16 protein-coding genes are annotated in these 16,792 nt (G+C 59.1%); 8 read left to right on the forward strand and 8 right to left on the reverse strand.

The annotated features are described in order from the left end of the window. The first annotated feature begins 171 nt into the window (after positions 1-171). Both AC3YUO_RS03425 and AC3YUO_RS03430 read left to right on the forward strand, forming a co-directional pair. Positions 172-1,113, forward strand: coding sequence for a D-2-hydroxyacid dehydrogenase (locus tag AC3YUO_RS03425; protein WP_489961652.1), 942 nt, complete (start codon positions 172-174; stop codon positions 1,111-1,113). A gap of 609 nt (positions 1,114-1,722) precedes the next feature. Next, on the forward strand, positions 1,723-4,350 hold the full coding sequence (locus AC3YUO_RS03430; RefSeq protein WP_489961653.1) for an S-layer homology domain-containing protein: 2,628 nt from the start codon (positions 1,723-1,725) through the stop codon (positions 4,348-4,350). Between the two features lie 61 nt (positions 4,351-4,411). Here the strand turns inward: AC3YUO_RS03430 and AC3YUO_RS03435 are convergent, their stop codons facing one another. The 4 genes from AC3YUO_RS03435 to AC3YUO_RS03450 all read right to left on the reverse strand — a co-directional run bounded on the left by AC3YUO_RS03435 (position 4,412) and on the right by AC3YUO_RS03450 (position 7,281). Continuing rightward, positions 4,412-4,837 carry a hypothetical protein gene (locus AC3YUO_RS03435; protein ID WP_489961654.1) on the reverse strand — a complete coding sequence of 142 codons (426 nt, stop codon included), beginning with the start codon at positions 4,835-4,837 and terminating at the stop codon, positions 4,412-4,414. 238 nt (positions 4,838-5,075) lie between these two features. Next, the gene (gene rpiB, locus AC3YUO_RS03440) at positions 5,076-5,510 is read right to left on the reverse strand and encodes a ribose 5-phosphate isomerase B (RefSeq protein ID WP_489961655.1); all 435 of its coding nucleotides are present in this window, start codon (positions 5,508-5,510) and stop codon (positions 5,076-5,078) included. Between the two features lie 41 nt (positions 5,511-5,551). Continuing rightward, entirely contained in the window at positions 5,552-6,358 is an 807-nt protein-coding gene (locus tag AC3YUO_RS03445; RefSeq protein WP_489961656.1) for a PHP domain-containing protein, read from the reverse strand. A 113-nt stretch (positions 6,359-6,471) separates the two neighbouring features. After that, on the reverse strand, positions 6,472-7,281 hold the full coding sequence (locus AC3YUO_RS03450; protein ID WP_489961657.1) for a glycosyltransferase family 8 protein: 810 nt from the start codon (positions 7,279-7,281) through the stop codon (positions 6,472-6,474). A gap of 118 nt (positions 7,282-7,399) precedes the next feature. Here AC3YUO_RS03450 and AC3YUO_RS03455 point away from each other — a divergent pair, with 118 nt between their 5' ends. Then, a complete protein-coding gene (locus AC3YUO_RS03455; RefSeq protein ID WP_489961658.1) occupies positions 7,400-7,837 on the forward strand; it encodes a LytTR family DNA-binding domain-containing protein in 438 nt (145 codons plus the stop codon). Between the two features lie 17 nt (positions 7,838-7,854). Then, the gene (locus tag AC3YUO_RS03460) at positions 7,855-8,295 is read left to right on the forward strand and encodes a hypothetical protein (RefSeq protein WP_489961659.1); all 441 of its coding nucleotides are present in this window, start codon (positions 7,855-7,857) and stop codon (positions 8,293-8,295) included. 54 nt (positions 8,296-8,349) lie between these two features. Here AC3YUO_RS03460 and htpG read toward each other — a convergent pair whose 3' ends face one another. The 3 genes from htpG to AC3YUO_RS03475 form a co-directional block, all read right to left on the reverse strand. Further along, positions 8,350-10,266, reverse strand: a complete 1,917-nt coding sequence (gene htpG / locus AC3YUO_RS03465) for a molecular chaperone HtpG (RefSeq protein WP_489961660.1) — start codon at positions 10,264-10,266, stop codon at positions 8,350-8,352. A 153-nt stretch (positions 10,267-10,419) separates the two neighbouring features. Then, entirely contained in the window at positions 10,420-11,748 is a 1,329-nt protein-coding gene (locus AC3YUO_RS03470) for a hypothetical protein (protein ID WP_489961661.1), read from the reverse strand. Positions 11,749-11,750: 2 nt separating this feature from the next. After that, positions 11,751-12,704, reverse strand: a complete 954-nt coding sequence (locus AC3YUO_RS03475; protein ID WP_489961662.1) for a PstS family phosphate ABC transporter substrate-binding protein — start codon at positions 12,702-12,704, stop codon at positions 11,751-11,753. A 214-nt stretch (positions 12,705-12,918) separates the two neighbouring features. On the opposite strand from AC3YUO_RS03475, the gene AC3YUO_RS03480 reads away from it, so the two are divergent. Genes AC3YUO_RS03480 through AC3YUO_RS03495 form a run of 4 tightly spaced genes read left to right on the forward strand, consistent with a single transcriptional unit; the run spans position 12,919 to position 15,038 of the window. Next, positions 12,919-13,275 carry a GntR family transcriptional regulator gene (locus tag AC3YUO_RS03480; RefSeq protein ID WP_489961663.1) on the forward strand — a complete coding sequence of 119 codons (357 nt, stop codon included), beginning with the start codon at positions 12,919-12,921 and terminating at the stop codon, positions 13,273-13,275. After that, a complete protein-coding gene (locus AC3YUO_RS03485; RefSeq protein ID WP_489961664.1) occupies positions 13,272-14,000 on the forward strand; it encodes an ABC transporter ATP-binding protein in 729 nt (242 codons plus the stop codon). Before AC3YUO_RS03480 ends, AC3YUO_RS03485 begins: the two co-directional genes overlap by 4 nt. Continuing rightward, positions 14,000-14,764 carry a hypothetical protein gene (locus AC3YUO_RS03490; RefSeq protein ID WP_489961665.1) on the forward strand — a complete coding sequence of 255 codons (765 nt, stop codon included), beginning with the start codon at positions 14,000-14,002 and terminating at the stop codon, positions 14,762-14,764. The genes AC3YUO_RS03485 and AC3YUO_RS03490 overlap by 1 nt, the downstream gene beginning before the upstream one ends. Before the next feature lie 10 nt (positions 14,765-14,774). After that, complete coding sequence (locus AC3YUO_RS03495) at positions 14,775-15,038, forward strand: hypothetical protein (RefSeq protein ID WP_489961666.1); 264 nt, start codon at positions 14,775-14,777, stop codon at positions 15,036-15,038. Between the two features lie 54 nt (positions 15,039-15,092). On the opposite strand, the gene AC3YUO_RS03500 is transcribed toward AC3YUO_RS03495, so the two are convergent. Continuing rightward, positions 15,093-16,625: a sodium/proline symporter gene (locus tag AC3YUO_RS03500; RefSeq protein ID WP_489961667.1), complete on the reverse strand. Its 1,533-nt coding sequence runs from the start codon at positions 16,623-16,625 to the stop codon at positions 15,093-15,095. Positions 16,626-16,792 lie beyond the last annotated feature (167 nt).

Consider the following 16,792-nt stretch of genomic DNA (forward strand, 5'->3'; position numbering starts at 1 on the left):
GCCGTTATTTTACCACAGTTAAATAGTTGTGGCAACCCTCACAAAAAAGGTGCTTTTCCTCGGGGAAAAAATATGGCATAATGGACCCATAAGAAGCGGAACAGAGCCGAAACCACGTCAGGTGCGGGGCTCAGGCTCAAGAACCGATTTTATAAGGAAGGGTGTTATTTTATGAAGTGTTTGATCATCGATGCCGTTCACAGCGCTATTGCCGAAGAACTCAGCAAGTATATGCAGGTGGACACCAAGATGCTCCCCACTCAGGAGGAGCTGACCGCCCTGATTCACGATTATGACGTGCTGATTATGCGCGTTGACCCCGCCATCAACAAGACCATCCTGGACGCTGCCAAGAACCTGAAGGTCATCGGCGTTTGCTCCGTGGGTCTGAACCATATCGACATGGAGACTGCCAAGGCCAATGGCATCCAGGTCTTCAACGCTCCCGGCCTGAACGCCAACGCCGTGGCCGAGCTGACCATCTCCAAGATGCTGGACCTGTCCCGCCACACCATTCCCGCCAACGCTGACGTGAAGGTCAACAAGAACTGGGACAAGTATAAGTTCGTGGGCCGTGAGCTGCGCGGCAAGACCCTGGGTATTCTGGGCTTCGGTCGCATCGGCCGCCGCGTGGGCGAGCTGGGCCGCGCCTTCGGCATGACCGTTGTCGCCTATGACCCCTACCTGAAGCCCGAGGACTTTGAGAAGGAGCACGCCGTTGGTCTGGATGTGAAGGACGTGCTCAAGCAGGCTGACTTCGTCACCATTCACATGCCTCTGACTGCCGAAACCAAGAACCTGTTCAACGCCGAGTCCATCGCTGAGATGAAGGACGACGCTGTGGTTCTGAACATGGCCCGCGGCGGCATCGTCAACGAGCAGGATATGTACGAGGCCCTGAAGGCCGGCAAGATCGGCGGCTATGCCTCCGACGTTATGGAGAACGAGCTGGCTGCCGGCGGCCTGACCGAGGGTGCGGGGTTTGATTCCCCCCTGTTCCAGTGTGACAACTTCATCGTCACGCCTCACCTGGGTGCTCAGACCGTGGACGCTTCCCGCGACATCGGCGCGCACATCATTTCCAAGGTCAAGGAAGCCCTGAATCTGGGCTGATTCGACAAATCCCCTCTCTTTTCCCCAACCATATAGAAGGCGCGGCGCTTGGATCTTCCAGGCGCCGCGCCTCTCTGTTTGGGGCAAGTGTCTACCGGAATTTTAGACCATGTCTACCAAATGTCTACCAAAAAAGGCGCGGAACCCTTGTGTTTCAAGGGTTCCGCGTTTTTCCATTTTCTGGGTGTCTACCAAATGTCTACCAAGCCAACTTTTTTACCATAAAACAGGCTATTTTCACTGGTTTCCTACCGAAAATTCTTACATTTTTTCGAGTGCAAGGGGCGTTATACTTTTCTGCGGAGAAAAGTGGGGCTCTACCGCCTGTTTTCGCCCGTTTTTTCACCGAAATGCACAAGTCGGATTTTGGGAAAAATACGGGAGCAAAATCCAAACCACCCTCTTTCATTTTGCTTCGGGCAGGGCGGAGTATTGTCTTTCTTACGCATGAAAAAGAGTGAGTGCTTCCTTTCACTCTTTGACGGTTGGCGCCGTGCGGGATGGTGCTCCGTCCTGTTTTGAAGAGATGTTTGAGCCGGGGCGGATTTTCCATGTGGGTCTTTCCGGCCGCACAGACCGGAGGACCAGAAATTAAAAGGAGGAATTCCAATGAGAAACCTGAAGCGGGCTCTCAGCCTGGCTCTGGCCTCCGTCATGCTCCTGGGCATGATGGTCGTCGGAACCAGCGCCTTGAGCTATGGCGACGTGGACTCCGCTGACAACGTGGAAGCCATCGATCTCCTGCAGGCCATTAGCGTCATGTCCGGTGACGATAAGGGCAACTTCAATCCTGACCAGGTGGTCACCCGTGCCGAGATGGCAGTTATCATCTGCAATGTTCTGTACGGCAAGAACCTGAACGTCGGCCAGTTTGTTGGTGCTGACGTGTTTACCGATGTTCCCGTGTGGGCCCAGGGCTATGTGAACCTGGCCGCCTCTCTGGGCATCGTGGCCGGTGTGGGCGACGGCAAGTTTGCCCCCAACGAGCCTGTTACCACTGCCCAGGCCGCTCTGATGCTCTGCCGCGCTCTGGGCTACTTCCAGACCGACGCTGAGTTCGCCAACGGCTGGATGCTGGCCGCCACCGAGCGTGGCACCAAGATCGGCCTGTACGAGAATCTGACCGGCCTGTCTGCTACCGCTGGTCTGAAGCGCAACGACGTGGCTCAGATGGTGTTCAACGCCCTGACCGAGACCACCCCCGTTGTCTACAATGAGATTTTTGGTTACTACACTGTGGGCGGCACTCTGACCAACGGCGTGCAGACCGGCGACCAGGCCCCCACTCTGACTCTGGCCTACAAGACCTTTGATGTAACCACTTCTCCCAAGACCAGCCACGGTGAGACCGGTCACGTGTGGGTCAACCGTTACAGCAGCAAGGTCCTGACTGACTTCTACATGACCGATTCCAGCCTGGCTGTCTCCACCAATGGCACCGAGATCTCCAAGCTGACCACCAAGTCCGACAGCAAGTTTGTTGTTGAGCTGGATACCACCAACTCCGCTGGTACTTGGACCCAGCTGAAGTTCTACCTGAACGGTACTCAGCTGCGTGTTCTGACTAACGGCGCGTCTTGCACAGCCGGCGAAGTGTATGTCAACGCCACTTCTCTGACCGCCCCCAAGATTCAGGTGGCTGCATCCACCACTACCAATCACAGCACCGACCCTGAGTACGCCAAGAAGGGTGCCATTGTCACCTTCCTGGACCAGAAGGAGTCCGATGGCACCTATGACGGCAAGGCCGAGGTCGTGACCATCGTGGAGAAGTCTGTGGCTACTCTGAGCCGCAATGTTGAGACCTCCACCTCTGGCAGCGTGACCTCTCTGAAGGCCGCTATCGGCACCGGCATGAACGCCATTCCCGCTAGCACCAATGTGGAATATGTCCACGGCTACGAGGGCCTGAAGAAGGATGATGTGGTTCTGTACTACGCTCTGGCCAACGACAGCAACGGCGATACTCAGTACTATATTGAGAAGATCGAGCCCGTCGTTGTCACCTTCAACTCTGTGAACCTGTCCAACGGCAAGGTTACCACCTCCAACGGTACCTACGAGCAGTCCGGCCTGGTTGCCAACGTGGATGGCACCAACAGCCTGGCTACTGTGGCCTCCAGCAACCTGAACAAGGATGCCAAGGTCTATGCTGACTCCTATGGCTATGTGGTTAAGGTTGCTGACGTTGAGGTTACCGACAACTACCTGGTCGTTCTGGGCAAAGACTATAACAGTGTCAGTGGTCTGACCGTCAAGGCCATTGATGAGACCGGCAAGGTGTTCACCACCCAGGTCACCAAGGTTGGTACTTCTGAACCCACCGCTGATACCGCTGTAACCGCATATAGTGTTGTCTACAAGTATGAAGTTACTGAGAAGGGCTATGAGCTGACTGCTTATACCACTGGCAGCACCACTGGCGAGCAGTATCTGAAGTCCTATACCGGCGGCACCAACGCCACCCTTAACAAGAACGAGGCTGCTGTGGTTCTGGATACAGCCGGAAGCCAGATCACCGCTTATGCCAACGACAAGACTATCTTCATTGTTGAGAATACCACTGCTAACACCCGCACTGTTTACACTGGTATCAAGAACGTTCCCAGCATCACTGCGGATGCCGCCAATGTGTACTCCATGGTGTATGAGTATGGTACCTCCAACATTGCTAAGTATGTCTACGTGAAGGCTGCTGGTGCCAAGATTGACGGCGCTGTCTCCACCTCTGACAAGATCTTCATCACCAGCAAGAACGCTGTTGAGACCAAGATCGGCGATACCACTTACTACACCTATGACGCTGTTGTGAACGGTGCCGTGACCACTGTCACCGCTACCGCCGCCGGCAAGAGCAGCATTGATACCGCTCTGTCCACCTCCAGCAGCACCTACACCATCGGTGTTGTAACTGTGAGCGGCCGCGACGGTGACTACATCACCGCTGTGACCTCCGTTGCCGGTGCCTACACCGGTTCCGGTAACACTCTGAAGGCTGCCAACATCACCAAGATCTCTGATGGTACCATCATTGCCAGCGCTGCCATTCCTGGCACCGCCAGCAAGACTGTCATGCAGTACGACGCCAACACCCAGGTTGTAATCCGCGATAAGGACGGCAACGTGGACGTGAACGCCTCTGTGGACAGCATTGATGTGGCCAACGACTTTGTCATTGTGGTTCCCACCTCTGACAATGCCAACCTGGCTGATGTCATCTACGTCGTTCAGAAGTAATTCTGAGTTTCAGAAATACGAACTTAAAAGGAACCCCGGACCAATTGGTCCGGGGTTCCTTTTAACACAACATAAAGTAAACATACTGATTCCACTCGGCATTTAGGGAGGATTGTGCGTATTTGCTGCTCCAGCTAATCCCTTTTTCTGTCCGGATCACGTTCAATGGTACTCCCACTGAACTATTTCCGGACTTATATACGCCTGTCTCTTCAATAACACATCCAAATTCAGCGTTTTCTCCATTTTTATTCATAATCAAGAGAACTTTTGGCAGTCTATTTAAGGCAATAAAGTTTTGATTGTCCGCATTTCCCGTTCCTGAATAGGTTCCAACCAAAATTACAGGATATAATTCCGCCATACCGCGCAATGAAGCGATTTGTGTATCTATTATCTTGTTATCCCGATTAAACTCCTCCCGCAGCACCGGGTCCTCCGCCGCCCACTGATTGAGTCCGTAGTGCTCCGTCTGAGCATTTGCCATCGTTCATTCCTCCCAAAATAAGAATACCCGGTTTTCACCTCCCGCCCATGTGCGGGAACTGGGAAACCGGGTTTGCCCATTTCTGGTCTCTCATATTTGGTACGCAGCGGTACAAAATGGTACATTAAAATACATTTTCTGGAAATTATCTGCCACTATGCCCGCACCAGGGTGCAAAAAGGGCCCGTCTCCCAGAGAAGACGGGCCCTTTCCCATTAAATACGATGTAAGATGCCGATTACTGATCCATCTCGGTGATGAGACCCACACGACGGGCATGGCGGCCGCCCTCAAACTCCGTGGCGAGGAAGGTGTCCACAATGCGCTGGGCCAGGTTGGGCCCCACAATGCCCGCACCCATGGCCAGCATATTGGCGTTGTTGTGCTGGCGGCACAGCTCGGCGGACAGGGGCTCAGAGCACAGGGCGCAGCGGATTCCCTTCACCTTATTGGCCACAATAGAGATGCCGATACCAGTGGTGCAGATGACAATGCCCTTCTCGCAGCGGCCGGAGGCCACAGCCTCAGCGGCAGCGCGGCCGAAAATGGGGTAGTCGCAGCTCTCGGTGCTGTTGGTACCAAAGTCCTCACAGGTAATGCCCTTGGCGGCCAGATAGGCTTTGATATGCTCCTTGAGCTGATAGCCTCCGTGGTCAGAAGCAATGGCGATCATAATAACTCCTCCCAAGCAAATATGGTTTGTCGGCGGGCCGGTTACAGCCGCCGCTGTTCCGGCTTGCGCCGGCGATACACAGTGACCCACTGGAACCCGGTCTCCCGCAGCAGCTGGGCCGCCTGCTCCAGCCCCTTGGCCACATGGGCGGGGCGGTGGGCATCGGAGCCCAGGGTAATGAGCTCGCCCCCCAGGGCCCGGTAGCGCCGGAGAATGGGCAGCCATTCCGTAACCTCCCGGCCGCCGTGGGTGTTGACCTCGATGGCATGTCCGGTTTCGATGACGGTGCGCAGCACCTCGTCCAGCTGATCCCTCCAGGGCTCCAGAGTCATGCGGTGGCCTGCCCGGCCGTTGATGTACCGCAGGGGATAGATGATGTGCCCCAGGCTGTCGTAGCAGCTCTGTCCAGCCTGCCGGAGCAGGTTGGCCATGTAGTCCTCCAGCAGCTGACGGCACAATTCCTCGTCCCGGTAGTCCAGATAAAAAAGGTCCCGTCCCCCCAGCTCCGGGCTCTGGTTATGCACCGAGCCGATGACAAAGTCCAGCGGCGCGCCGGAGAGAATTTCCTCCGCCCGGCCGGGGTTCGTGTAGCCTCCCCCCAGTTCCAGACCCAGCTGCAGCCGGAAGTCCTCCCGGTACTGAAAGAACTCTGCCTCTTCAAACTGCTCCAGAATGGGGCCCCAGTCCCACTCCCCCAGCGGCGTACCGTCCGCCTGCTGCAAATCGCAATGGTCGGTGGTGCACAGCTCCCGGGCGCCGGCCTGCTGGGCCGCCCGCACCATATCAGACAGGCGGGCTTCGCTGTCCGGAGAGCAGCGGGTGTGGGTGTGGTAATCAACAAGATACATGGGGACCTCCTGGGGTCAGGGCCGGACAAGGGGGCTCTGGGTTTACTCCCCTATTGTAGTGTGTTTCCCGCCGCTTGGCAAGAGCAAAGGGAAACTGTTGCCTCCCTTTTCATTTAAAAAGGACCGATTTGCCGGGCATATTCCCAATAAAAACAGTCCAGCTTGCCCAGATAGTGATCTTTCCAAGGTTTATTTCGTCCGCAATAGTGGATGATACGGCTGTTTTCCTCCACCCAGGACAACTCCAGCGGCCCCCTGGGGCTCAGGCTGGCCGCCGTAAACAGCCGCTCCGTCATGTTGTAGCGGTAGGGATTCAGGCGGAGAATTTTATCGCCGTACAGGGCGCTGATAACGTCCTGGTCCGGGAGAAACAGGGTGCGCCGGTGGTCCCGGACGTAGTCCAGCACCGGCTGGAGCTGCTGCTCCCGGCGCAGGAAGGGCAAATTCATAAGCAGCACACCGGAGTTAATGTAGGGCCCCGGCGTCTCCGACTGCAGCCGCACCGCGTTCATCCACTCCAGCCCCTTGGCCACGTGGCTGGCCGCCCCGAACCAGTTGTCCTCCAGATCCAGTTCCCACAGGTCGTCCAGCGGCCCGTTGACCACCAGGTCCGGGTCCAGGTACAGCACCCGCTCCAGGTCCTTTGGCAGGTAGTGGGCGGCAAAAATCCGGTCGTACATCTCCAGGGGATAGCGATCCGTGGTGGGGGCGTCGGCCAGGATGGAATCTCCCGCCGGCAGGTTTACCAGCTCCAGCCCGGGCTCATCCACCATCTGCTCCAGACGGGTGAAATCCTCGGGCAGCAGAGAGCGGTGCAGAATGTAGACCCGCACCGGCCGGTTCCGGTGGTGGACGGCCAGGCTCTTCAGCATGACGGACAGGGGACGGAGGTAGTTGCGGTCAATGGTGACAAGAATATCCATATGTGGGCTCCTTTTGGAATGTGGTGTATCTTAGGGGCGAAAAATATCCAGTTGGGGGAATCTACCTTGCTCCTGCGGCAAGACTTTGGTATCCTCTGGGCAGAAGGAGGTGGCTGAGATGAAAATAACGGTGGAGCACATCCCGGTCCCGGAAAACGAGGTGGTGCTCCGCTGCCCGGAGCTGGACGAGGAGATGCTGTGGGTGCTGTCCCTGCTGCGCTCCGGGCTGCAGCGGCTGCTGGTGTGGGACCAGGAGCGGCAGACCACCCTGCTCCCGCCGGGGGAGGTGGTCTACTGCGAGAGCCTGGAGGACAAGACCTTCGTCTATACGGCCGGCGCCGTGTATCAGACCGCCCTGTCCCTGGCCGAACTGGAGGGGCGGTACGGAGTGACCGGCTTTTTCCGGTGCGGAAAATCCGCCCTGGTGAATTTCCATGGGATTCGCAGTCTGAAAAGTCAGGCCGGCGGGCGGATTGAGGCCCTGCTGGTCACGGGAGAAAAATTTATGGTCTCCCGGCACTATGCGCCCCTGCTGCGGGAGCGGCTGGGGCTGTGAGAAAGGAGCAGATGGTTATGACTGGATTTCTTCATTTTTACCGCTGGGGCCTGGAGATGAAGTACAACATGGGGCTTTATTTCTCCGGGCTGGTGTTCATGAAGGCCATCTCCGATGCGGTGGCCGGGCGCTTTGTCATGGACACTCTCATTCTGATCGAGATGCTTCTGGTATGCATGGCCTTCGCCAGTGTGGAGAGCGCCCTTTTTCCGCGCCACCGGGAGCAGACGTACCTGAGACGAAACACCGTGCTGTGGGTTCTGTTGGCCCACCTCGCCTTCCCGGGCGGGGCGGCTGTGATGGGGTGGTTTACGCCCACGCCCTGGTGGATGCTCCTGATTTTGCTGCTCACCTTTGAGGCTAGCCTGGCCGCCATGTGGTTTGGATTCCACGTGGCCCTGAAGCAGGACTCCCGGCAGCTTAACCGCCATCTCCAGCAGTATCAGAATCAGATTTGAACAGAGGGCCGCCCGTTCGGGCGGCCCTCTTAGTGTTCTTGGTTTGAGAACGGCTTATACCATCAGGGAGCTGACCAGCTGAGCAAACTCCGCCGGGTCCTCCAGAGGCAGGTCGGCCAGCAGCAGAGCCTGGCCGTAGAGCACCTTGGCGTACTTGGCCACGGTCTCCTTATCTCCGGCCTCCACCGCCCGCTTCAGGGCAGCAAAGGGGGCAGCGTCGGGGTTCAGCTCCAGCACACGCTCAGCCTTCATGTGCTCGCCGCCCTCCAGCTTGCTCATATACCGCTCCATCTCCAGGGAGACGGGGCCGTCGGCGCTGAGGCAGCAGGCACCCGACTTCAGGATGGAGGAGATGCGGACCTCCTTCACCTGGTCGCCCAGGGCCTCCTTCACGGCCTCCAGCACACCCTTGCCGGCCTCGGCCTTCTCCTCGGCCTCCTTCTTCTCCTCTTCGGTCTGGGGCAGCGCGTCGTCGTCGGCCACGGACTTGAACTTCTTGCCGTCCACCTCGTCCAGGGCCTTCATGACAAAGTCGTCCACGTCCTCGGTGCAGTAGAGAATCTCATAGCCCTTGTCCAGGATGCGCTCCACCTGGGGCAGCTTTGCAATCTTGTCCACGCTCTGGCCGCAGGCGTAGTAGTAATAGGGCTGGTCCTCGGGCATACGGTCCTTATAGGCGGCCAGGGTGGTGTAAGCGCTCTCCTTGGAGGACCAGAACAGCAGCAGGTCCTGGAGAAGCTCCTTCTTGGCGCCGTAGTCGGCCACCACGCCGTACTTAATCTGGGTGCCGAAGGCCTTCCAGAACTTTTCGTACTTCTCCCGGTCGTCCTTCTGCATCTTGAGCAGCTCGGACTTGATCTTCTTCTCCAGAGCGGTGGCGATGACCTTCAGCTGGCGGTCGTGCTGGAGAATCTCACGGCTGATGTTCAGAGAGAAGTCGGGGGAGTCCACCACGCCTTTCACAAAGCGGAAGCAGTCGGGCAGCAGGTCGGCGCACTTGTCCATGATCATCACGCCAGAGGAATAGAGCTGCAGGCCCTTCTGGTACTCACGGGTATAGAAGTCGTAGGGGGTCTGGGCGGGGATATAGAGCATGGCCTTGTAGGTCACGGCGCCCTCGGCGCTGGTGTGAATGACGGCCAGGGGGTCCTGCCAGTCGCCGAACTTCTCCTTGTAGAAGGCGTTATACTCCTCGGGCTTCACCTTGGACTTCTGGCGCTGCCACAGGGGGACCATGGAGTTGATGGTCTTCCACTCCTTCACAGTCTCCCACTCGGGCTTGTAGTCGTCGCCGGCGTCGGCGGGCTTCTCCTTCTGGCGGTAGTCCTCCACCTCCATGACGATGGGGTAGCGGATATAGTCGGAGTACTTCTTGATGAGCTCCTGGAGCTGATAGGTCTCCAGGTACTTGCTGTAATTCTCCCCGTCCTCGTCCGCCTTCAGGTGCATGATGACATCGGTGCCGGGGGCGTCCTTCTCACACTGGGTGACGGTGTAGCCGTCGGCCCCGTCGGACTGCCACATCCAGGCCTCGTCGCTGCCCCAGGCCTTGGAGATGACGGTGACGTGGTCGGCCACCATAAAGGCGGAGTAGAAGCCCACGCCGAACTGACCGATGACGTCAATCTTGTCGGCGGCCTTGTCGTCCTCGGAGAGGTTTGCCTTGAACTGTCCGGAGCCGCTGCGGGCGATGGTGCCCAGGTTGGACTCCAGGTCCTCCTTGCTCATGCCGATGCCGTTGTCGGACACGGTGAGCAGCCGCCCCTCCTTGTCGGGGACGATGGTGATTTTCAGGTCCTTGCGCTTGATGTCCACGTTCTCATCCGTCAGGGACTTGTAGGCCAGCTTGTCCTCCGCGTCACTGGCGTTGGAGATGAGCTCCCGCAGGAAAATCTCCTTGTGGGTGTAGATGGAATTGACCATCAGGTCCAGCAGGCGTTTGGATTCCGCTTTAAACTGCTTTTTTGCCATGGTGTCTGATGCCTCCATAATATTTGAAAATTTGTTAAAAACAAAAAATAACGTTAGCACTCGTTTCAACTGAGTGCTAACGTTATCATAGCGCGCTCCCCGTAAAAAAGCAAGGGTATTCACAATTTTTTTACACTTTCCTGCTAAGACTGCTTATCCAGGCAGTCCAAAGTACACCCGCAGGACGCACTTGCCGTCCTCGGGGCGGTAGTAGGCGGACATGGTGTCGGAGCACACCTCCACCAGGGAACCGCTGGTGGAGCACCAGCTGCCCTCGCTCCAGGGAAAGCTGGCGGCCAGGGTGCCGTCCCAGTTGTAGAGCAGCCACAGCGGCTCGCCCTCCAGGCGCACGGCCAGCCAGGAGCTGCCGCCCTCCCAGTCGTTCTGCAGCACCGCAAGGGTGCCCTCCCGCTTGGGGAGAATGACCTTGCCCGCCAGGTCGGTGACAGCGAAGGCACCCTGCCCGTCCTCAAAGATGACCCGGTCGCCTCCGGATACATAGGGCAGGGCGTCCCCCATATCCAGAGGGGCGGTAATGGTGTGGGATTCGTCTCCCATGGTCAGGGTGTAGGTTCCGTCGCCGTTGGCTTTGGCATCCCACCAGGTCTGGGGAGCACTCTGGAACTTCTGGTCCAGGCTGTCATACCAGGCCTGGGCGGAGCTGGTGGTCACTTCCCCCGTCATGGGGTCCAAAAACCGGGCCTCGCTCCCGTCTGTCCCATAGCAGCCCAGGAAGAACCGGTCCCCGGTCCACTGGAGGGAGGAGTAGGCGTCCCCGGTGAACCAGGGCACCGAGCTTGCGTTGTCAATGCCCAGCTCTGCCCAGCTCCACTCCTTGACTGCTTCGCCCGTCTCCGGGGCCAGCAGGTCCATGCCATCCTTGCCGCCGGCCAGAATGGCGGTGGGACTGGCGGCGCAGCCCCAGTAAACAAAGTCCGTGCACCAGCTCCCGTCGGCGGAGGCCAGGGCGATAAGCGAGCCGTCGCTGGGGTCGCCCCGCTCCTTGTCCCCCTTCTCCAGGGCCAGGACGGGCAGAGGGACGCTGTCCCCCACTCCGGTGGAGTAGGACACCCGGTAGATGGAGGTGCACACCGGGTCCATCACCACGGTGCCCTCCTGGGTCATAAGCCCGTAGAGGAAGCTGGTGGAGAGATAGTCCTGGGACTCGCCTTCCATGGGCTGAATGGTGACCCGGGCACCCACATAGGGCAGCAGAGTGCCGTAGTCTTTCCGGGAAATGAGGTGGTCGGTGTAGCTGTCATACCAGCGGTTCCAGACCGTGGGCAGGGTCTCCTCCCCGCCCTCCAGCACGGACCAGTCGGTCTGGACGCGGATGGTCCCGCCGCCCTGGGCGGAGGAGGAACTCTGGGAGCCCTCCGGCTGGCTGGACGCGCTCTGGGAGGCGGAGGTACTCTCACCGGGGGCGGAGCACCCGGCCAGCAGGGTGGCGGACAGCAGCAGCGCAGGCAGCATTCGTCTCATGCTCACCCCTCCTGTCCGGTCACCGGCACATAGCCCTCCATCTGGGCCAGCTTCTGGCCGTCGGGACCCAGCACCCAGTCATAGAGGATGCGGATGGGGCTGTCCTGGGGGGTGTCCTTGGCGATGGAGACGTAGTAGGGGTTGAGGAAGGGGTACTCCCCGGAGCGGATGGTGGCCTCGCTGGGCTGCACCCCGTCAATGGACAGTACCTTCAGCCCCTGGGCCATCTCCATGTCGTTGGCGTAGTAGTAGACGCTGTATCCGATAGCGGAGGGGGAGTTATCGTAGTCCCGCACCGCGTCCATGAGGCCCATCATGGAGTCGGGCACCCAGGCCTGGGGGGCCGCCATCATCTCCTTGCCGTCCATGACCAGCTTCTCCATCAGGGTCTGGCTTCCCGCCCCGTCATTGCGCTGGAAGGCCACAATCTCCAGGTCAGAGCCCCCCACCTGCTTCCAGTTGGTAATTTCTCCGGTGTAAATCTTCTGCACCTGCTCCGTGGTCAGATTGTCCACAGGATTGTCCTGGTTCACCACAAAGACCAGGGCGTCGGTGGCGAAGGGGGTGAGCAGCCACTTGTCCTGGGCCTTCATCTCATCCAGAACCTCCGGGGCGGGCTCCGCCGCCAGTACCAGGTCCACCGTCCCCTCCATCAGGTTGCGGTAGGACTGGGTGGTGCGGGAGAATTGCACCAGGTCGGCCGTGGCCTCCGGGTCCTCCCCCAGCAGCACCCCGCACATGGCCTTGGCCAGGGGGACGGTGGAGGTGGAGCCGTCCAGCCGGGGCAGATTCTCCCGGGTAAAGACAAAGTCGGCGGTCTGGCTGCTGTCCGTCCCTGTGGACTGGGAGGACTGGCCCGAGGAACTGCTGCCGCCGGACTGGTCAGCGGGGGCACACGCTCCCAACAAAAGGGCAGCGCCCAGCAGAAGGGCGGCCCAGGAAGTGGTACGTCTCATAAGAAAACCTCCTTGCTCGGTTGGTTGGTACCTTTATTTTATGGGAAAAACAGGGACATTGCAACGACAATTCTCCCTCAAATTCCCTACAAACCGGCAACAAACCGGTTCCACAAAATTAAAATTTCATTAAGGAGAAAAAATCTCTTGACAAAACGGACCGGGTGTATTATTGTACTAATCACTTAATACAATCATACAAGGAGGGTGTTCCATGGAATGGAAGTTCACCGAGGACCGCCCCATCTGGCAGCAGCTGAGCCAGCAGATTGCCCGGCAGATTCTCATCGGGGTCTATCCACCGGGGAGCAAGCTGCCCCCGGTGCGGGAGCTGGCGGCCCAGGCGGGGGTCAACCCCAACACCATGCAGCGGGCGCTGGCCCAGCTGGAGCAGGCGGGGCTGGCGGAGTCCAACCGCACGGCGGGGCGGCTGGTCACCCAGGACCAGGGGGTCATTGAGGCGGCCCGCCGGGCGGAGGCCCAGGGCATCATCCGCCGCTATCTGGAGTCCATGAATGAGCTGGGATACAGCCCGGAAGAGGCTGTGGAGCTGCTGAAGGAGGAGAAATGATGAACGATATGCTCATTGAGAGCTGGGGATTGACCAAATCCTACGGCCGCAAGATTGCTCTGGACGGGGTGGACCTGTCCATTGGCCGGGGCAAGATTATCGGTCTGCTGGGCCCTAACGGCAGCGGCAAGACCACCCTTATCAAGATTCTGTGTGGCCTGCTGCAGCCCACCTCGGGCACGCTGGCCATCAACGGACAGAGCGTGGGGCCGGAGACCAAGGCCATTATCAGCTACCTGCCCGACCGGATGTACTTTGCCAACTGGATGCGGGCGGTGGATCTCTTCGACCTGTTCCGGGACTTCTACCGGGACTTTGACTATGAGAAGGCGGTGGCCATGTGCCACAGCCTGGGGGTGGAGCCCCGCAACCGGCTGAAGACCATGTCCAAGGGCACCAAGGAAAAGGTGCAGCTGGCCCTGGTCATGGCCCGGAAGGCCCAGCTCTATCTGCTGGATGAGCCCATCGCCGGGGTAGACCCGGCGGCCCGGGACTTTATTCTCCGCACCATTCTGACCAACTACAACGAGGAGGGCACTGTCCTCATCTCCACCCACCTGATTGCCGACATTGAGAAGGTGCTGGACGAAGCCATCTTCTTGAAAGAGGGAAAAATTATGCTCCACGAGACGGTGGACAACATCCGGGAGCACGAGGGCAAGAGCGTGGACACCCTGTTCCGGGAAATCTTCCGCGCCCAGCCCATGGAAGGAGGCGAGTTCTGATGCTGTGGAAGCTGCTCAAATACGATTTTCGTTCTATGGGCAAGTCCTTCGCCCTTATCTGGCCGGCCGCCCTGGTGCTGGCCCTTATTAACCACTTCACCCTGCCCTATGACAGCAGAGAGGCGGAGGTCACCGGACTGCTGGAGCTGGTTCTGGTCATTGCCTTTGTCTCTGTCCTCTTCGCTATGTTCGTAGCGGTGATGATTTTTGTGGTCCAGCGCTTTTATAAGGGCCTGCTGGGGGACGAGGGCTATCTGATGCACACCCTGCCTGTGCGGGCCTGGCAGCTGGTGCTGTCCAAGCTCATCTGCGCGGTGGTCACCTCGGTGGTCAGCATGGCCGTCATGCTCGCGGCCTGTATTCTCATGGTGCCCATCCGCTGGAGCCAGGTGCTGCGCATTACCTTCTTCCAGGACCTGTGGGAGGCAATTGCCTCCCACCCCGACTCAATTGTCTACCTGCTGGAGTTCCTTCTGGTGTGTGTGCTGGCCCTGATTCTCTTCATCACCATGACCTACTTGTCCATGGCCATCGGCCACCTGTTCCGCCGTCGGATTCTCATGAGCGTGGCAGCCTTTATCGGGCTGGACATTCTGGGCACCGTATACCTGGATTGTCTGGATAAACTGCATGTTTTGGAGCACATGCTCAGCGCCAACACCCATGCCACTTTTCTGGGCGCTTCGGCCATGATGCTGCCTCTGGTTCTGCTGTTCACCGCCGGTACTGTGTGGATTCTGGGGCACCGGCTGAACCTGGAGTAAAGGAGCGGGTATGGATTCCTGGACTGTCTTTTCCCTGGCCTTTGCCGGGGTGCTGATCTCCGCCTGGCTGGGGCGCAAAAACTCCCCGGACTGGTACCTGGGCGGGATTGTGCCCCTGCTTTACGGTGGGGTGGTGGCCTGGATGTTCCTGGAGGAGGACCCCCTGCTGGCCCTCCGGATCATTCTCTTCGGCGCCCTGCTGCCCGCCGGCCTGCTGGGCTGGCTGTGGTGGGACCGCCGCCGGGAATCATCCAACCCGCCCGACGAGCCATAATACCATAAAAAAGCCCGGAGCACCGTGGGTGCTCCGGGCTTTCTGCATATTGGGTTAGCCCCGCTTGTAGGACTCGAAGGACTCCTGGATGGAGGCGTCGGGGGCGGGGGTGAGCAGGGAGACCACCACGATGGCGGCCAGGGCGCTGAGGAAGGCGGGCAGCAGCTCGTAGATGCCCAGGGCGCCGCCCATGGGGCGGACCAGGAACTTCCACACGAAGACCATCACGCCGCCCACCACCAGGCCGGCCAGGATGCCCTGGCGGTTGCTGCGCTTCCAGAACAGGGCGCAGAGAATGGCGGGGCCGAAGGTGGCGCCGAAGCCAGCCCAGGCGAAGGACACGATGGCGAAGACGCTGCTTTCGGGGTCGGCAGCCAGGAAGACCGCGATGACGGCAATGCAGATAACGGTACCCCGGGCCACCAGCATGGTCTGCTTGGGGGTGAGCTTGATGCCGAACACGTCCTGAAGCAGGTTCTCCGAGAAGGCGGAGGCGGCGGAGAGCAGCTGGGAGTCGGCGGTGGACATGGTGGCGGCCAGAATGCCCGCCAGAATGAGACCGGCTACCACACCGGCTACCACGCCGAAGTTAGACAGCAGGTTGGCAATCTGGACAATGACCGTCTCAGAGGCGCTGCCCTCCAGCACGGGGATGCGGCCCGCCTTGGACACGGCGTTGCCGATCATGCCGATGCACACGGCCACGGTCATGGAGATGACCACCCATACCGAGGCGATGCGCCGGGACAGCTTCAGCTCCTCCTCATTCCGGATGGCCATGAAGCGCACCAGAATATGGGGCATGCCGAAGTACCCAAGGCCCCAGGCCAGCATAGAGAAGATGTTCATGAAGGGGTAGGGCTGCGCCGCACCGGTGGAGGGGTTGTAGGTCTGGAAGAAGCCCAGATAGCCGGGCAGGGACTTGGCGTTCTCCACCACCGCGTCCACGCCGCCCGCCTGGACGATGCTGAAGATGGTGATGACGGCCAGGGCGACGGTCATGATGATGGACTGAATGAGGTCCATGGTGGCCACGGCGGAGAAGCCGCCCACGGAGGTGTAGCTGATGATGACCAGGGCGCCGATGACCACGGCCAGCATATAGTTCCAGCCGAACAGGCTGTTGAAGAGCTTGCCGATGGCGGCCAGGCCCGAGGCCACATAGGGCACGAAGAAAATGAGGATGACCAGGGAGGCGATGCACATGATCACAGGGCGCTTCTCCTGGTAGCGCTTGGAGATAAAAGAGGGGATGGTGATGGCGTCCAGCTGTACGCTGTACCGGCGGATGCGCTTGGCCACCAGCAGGAAGTTGAGGTAGGTGCCCAGAGCCAGGCCGATGGCGGTCCAGCTGGCGTCCGCCACACCGCTGAGGTAGGCCACGCCGGGCAGACCCATCAGCAGCCAGGAGGACATGTCACTGGCCTCCGCACTCATGGCGGTGACCAGAGGGCCCATGCCCCGGCCGCCCAGGTAAAAGCCCTCGGCGCTCTTCTTGCTCCGGCGGCCAATGAACACGCCGGTGCAGATAACAAAACAGAGGTAGACGATAATCGTCGCCATAATACAAATCTGTGCCGCAGTCATACGTTTCTCTCTCCTTTTCGGCGGCCGGGCCGCCTTTCTTCCACACACAAGTTCCGGGCTTTCCGCCCGAACTCAGACACGTGTGACCATCATAGCACAAAGAAAAACAGAATAAAATAGAGAACGATGTGCAGAACAAATTCCGTACACCGTTCTCTATTTTTTCT

Source organism: Pseudoflavonifractor sp. HNCC25GI2 (genome assembly GCF_058136395.1).

Bases quoted from the DNA above. Each gene is read 5' to 3' on its own strand.
- AC3YUO_RS03485 (WP_489961664.1), top strand. From the start codon at position 13,272: ATGATGAACGATATGCTCATTGAGAGCTGGGGATTGACCAAATCCTAC.
- htpG (WP_489961660.1), bottom strand. From the start codon at position 10,266: ATGGCAAAAAAGCAGTTTAAAGCGGAATCCAAACGCCTGCTGGACCTG.
- AC3YUO_RS03480 (WP_489961663.1), top strand. From the start codon at position 12,919: ATGGAATGGAAGTTCACCGAGGACCGCCCCATCTGGCAGCAGCTGAGC.
- AC3YUO_RS03430 (WP_489961653.1), top strand. From the start codon at position 1,723: ATGAGAAACCTGAAGCGGGCTCTCAGCCTGGCTCTGGCCTCCGTCATG.
- AC3YUO_RS03445 (WP_489961656.1), bottom strand. From the start codon at position 6,358: ATGTATCTTGTTGATTACCACACCCACACCCGCTGCTCTCCGGACAGC.
- AC3YUO_RS03425 (WP_489961652.1), top strand. From the start codon at position 172: ATGAAGTGTTTGATCATCGATGCCGTTCACAGCGCTATTGCCGAAGAA.
- AC3YUO_RS03435 (WP_489961654.1), bottom strand. From the start codon at position 4,837: ATGGCAAATGCTCAGACGGAGCACTACGGACTCAATCAGTGGGCGGCG.
- AC3YUO_RS03475 (WP_489961662.1), bottom strand. From the start codon at position 12,704: ATGAGACGTACCACTTCCTGGGCCGCCCTTCTGCTGGGCGCTGCCCTT.
- AC3YUO_RS03500 (WP_489961667.1), bottom strand. From the start codon at position 16,625: ATGACTGCGGCACAGATTTGTATTATGGCGACGATTATCGTCTACCTC.
- AC3YUO_RS03470 (WP_489961661.1), bottom strand. From the start codon at position 11,748: ATGAGACGAATGCTGCCTGCGCTGCTGCTGTCCGCCACCCTGCTGGCC.
- rpiB (WP_489961655.1), bottom strand. From the start codon at position 5,510: ATGATCGCCATTGCTTCTGACCACGGAGGCTATCAGCTCAAGGAGCAT.
- AC3YUO_RS03455 (WP_489961658.1), top strand. From the start codon at position 7,400: ATGAAAATAACGGTGGAGCACATCCCGGTCCCGGAAAACGAGGTGGTG.
- AC3YUO_RS03495 (WP_489961666.1), top strand. From the start codon at position 14,775: ATGGATTCCTGGACTGTCTTTTCCCTGGCCTTTGCCGGGGTGCTGATC.
- AC3YUO_RS03460 (WP_489961659.1), top strand. From the start codon at position 7,855: ATGACTGGATTTCTTCATTTTTACCGCTGGGGCCTGGAGATGAAGTAC.
- AC3YUO_RS03490 (WP_489961665.1), top strand. From the start codon at position 14,000: ATGCTGTGGAAGCTGCTCAAATACGATTTTCGTTCTATGGGCAAGTCC.
- AC3YUO_RS03450 (WP_489961657.1), bottom strand. From the start codon at position 7,281: ATGGATATTCTTGTCACCATTGACCGCAACTACCTCCGTCCCCTGTCC.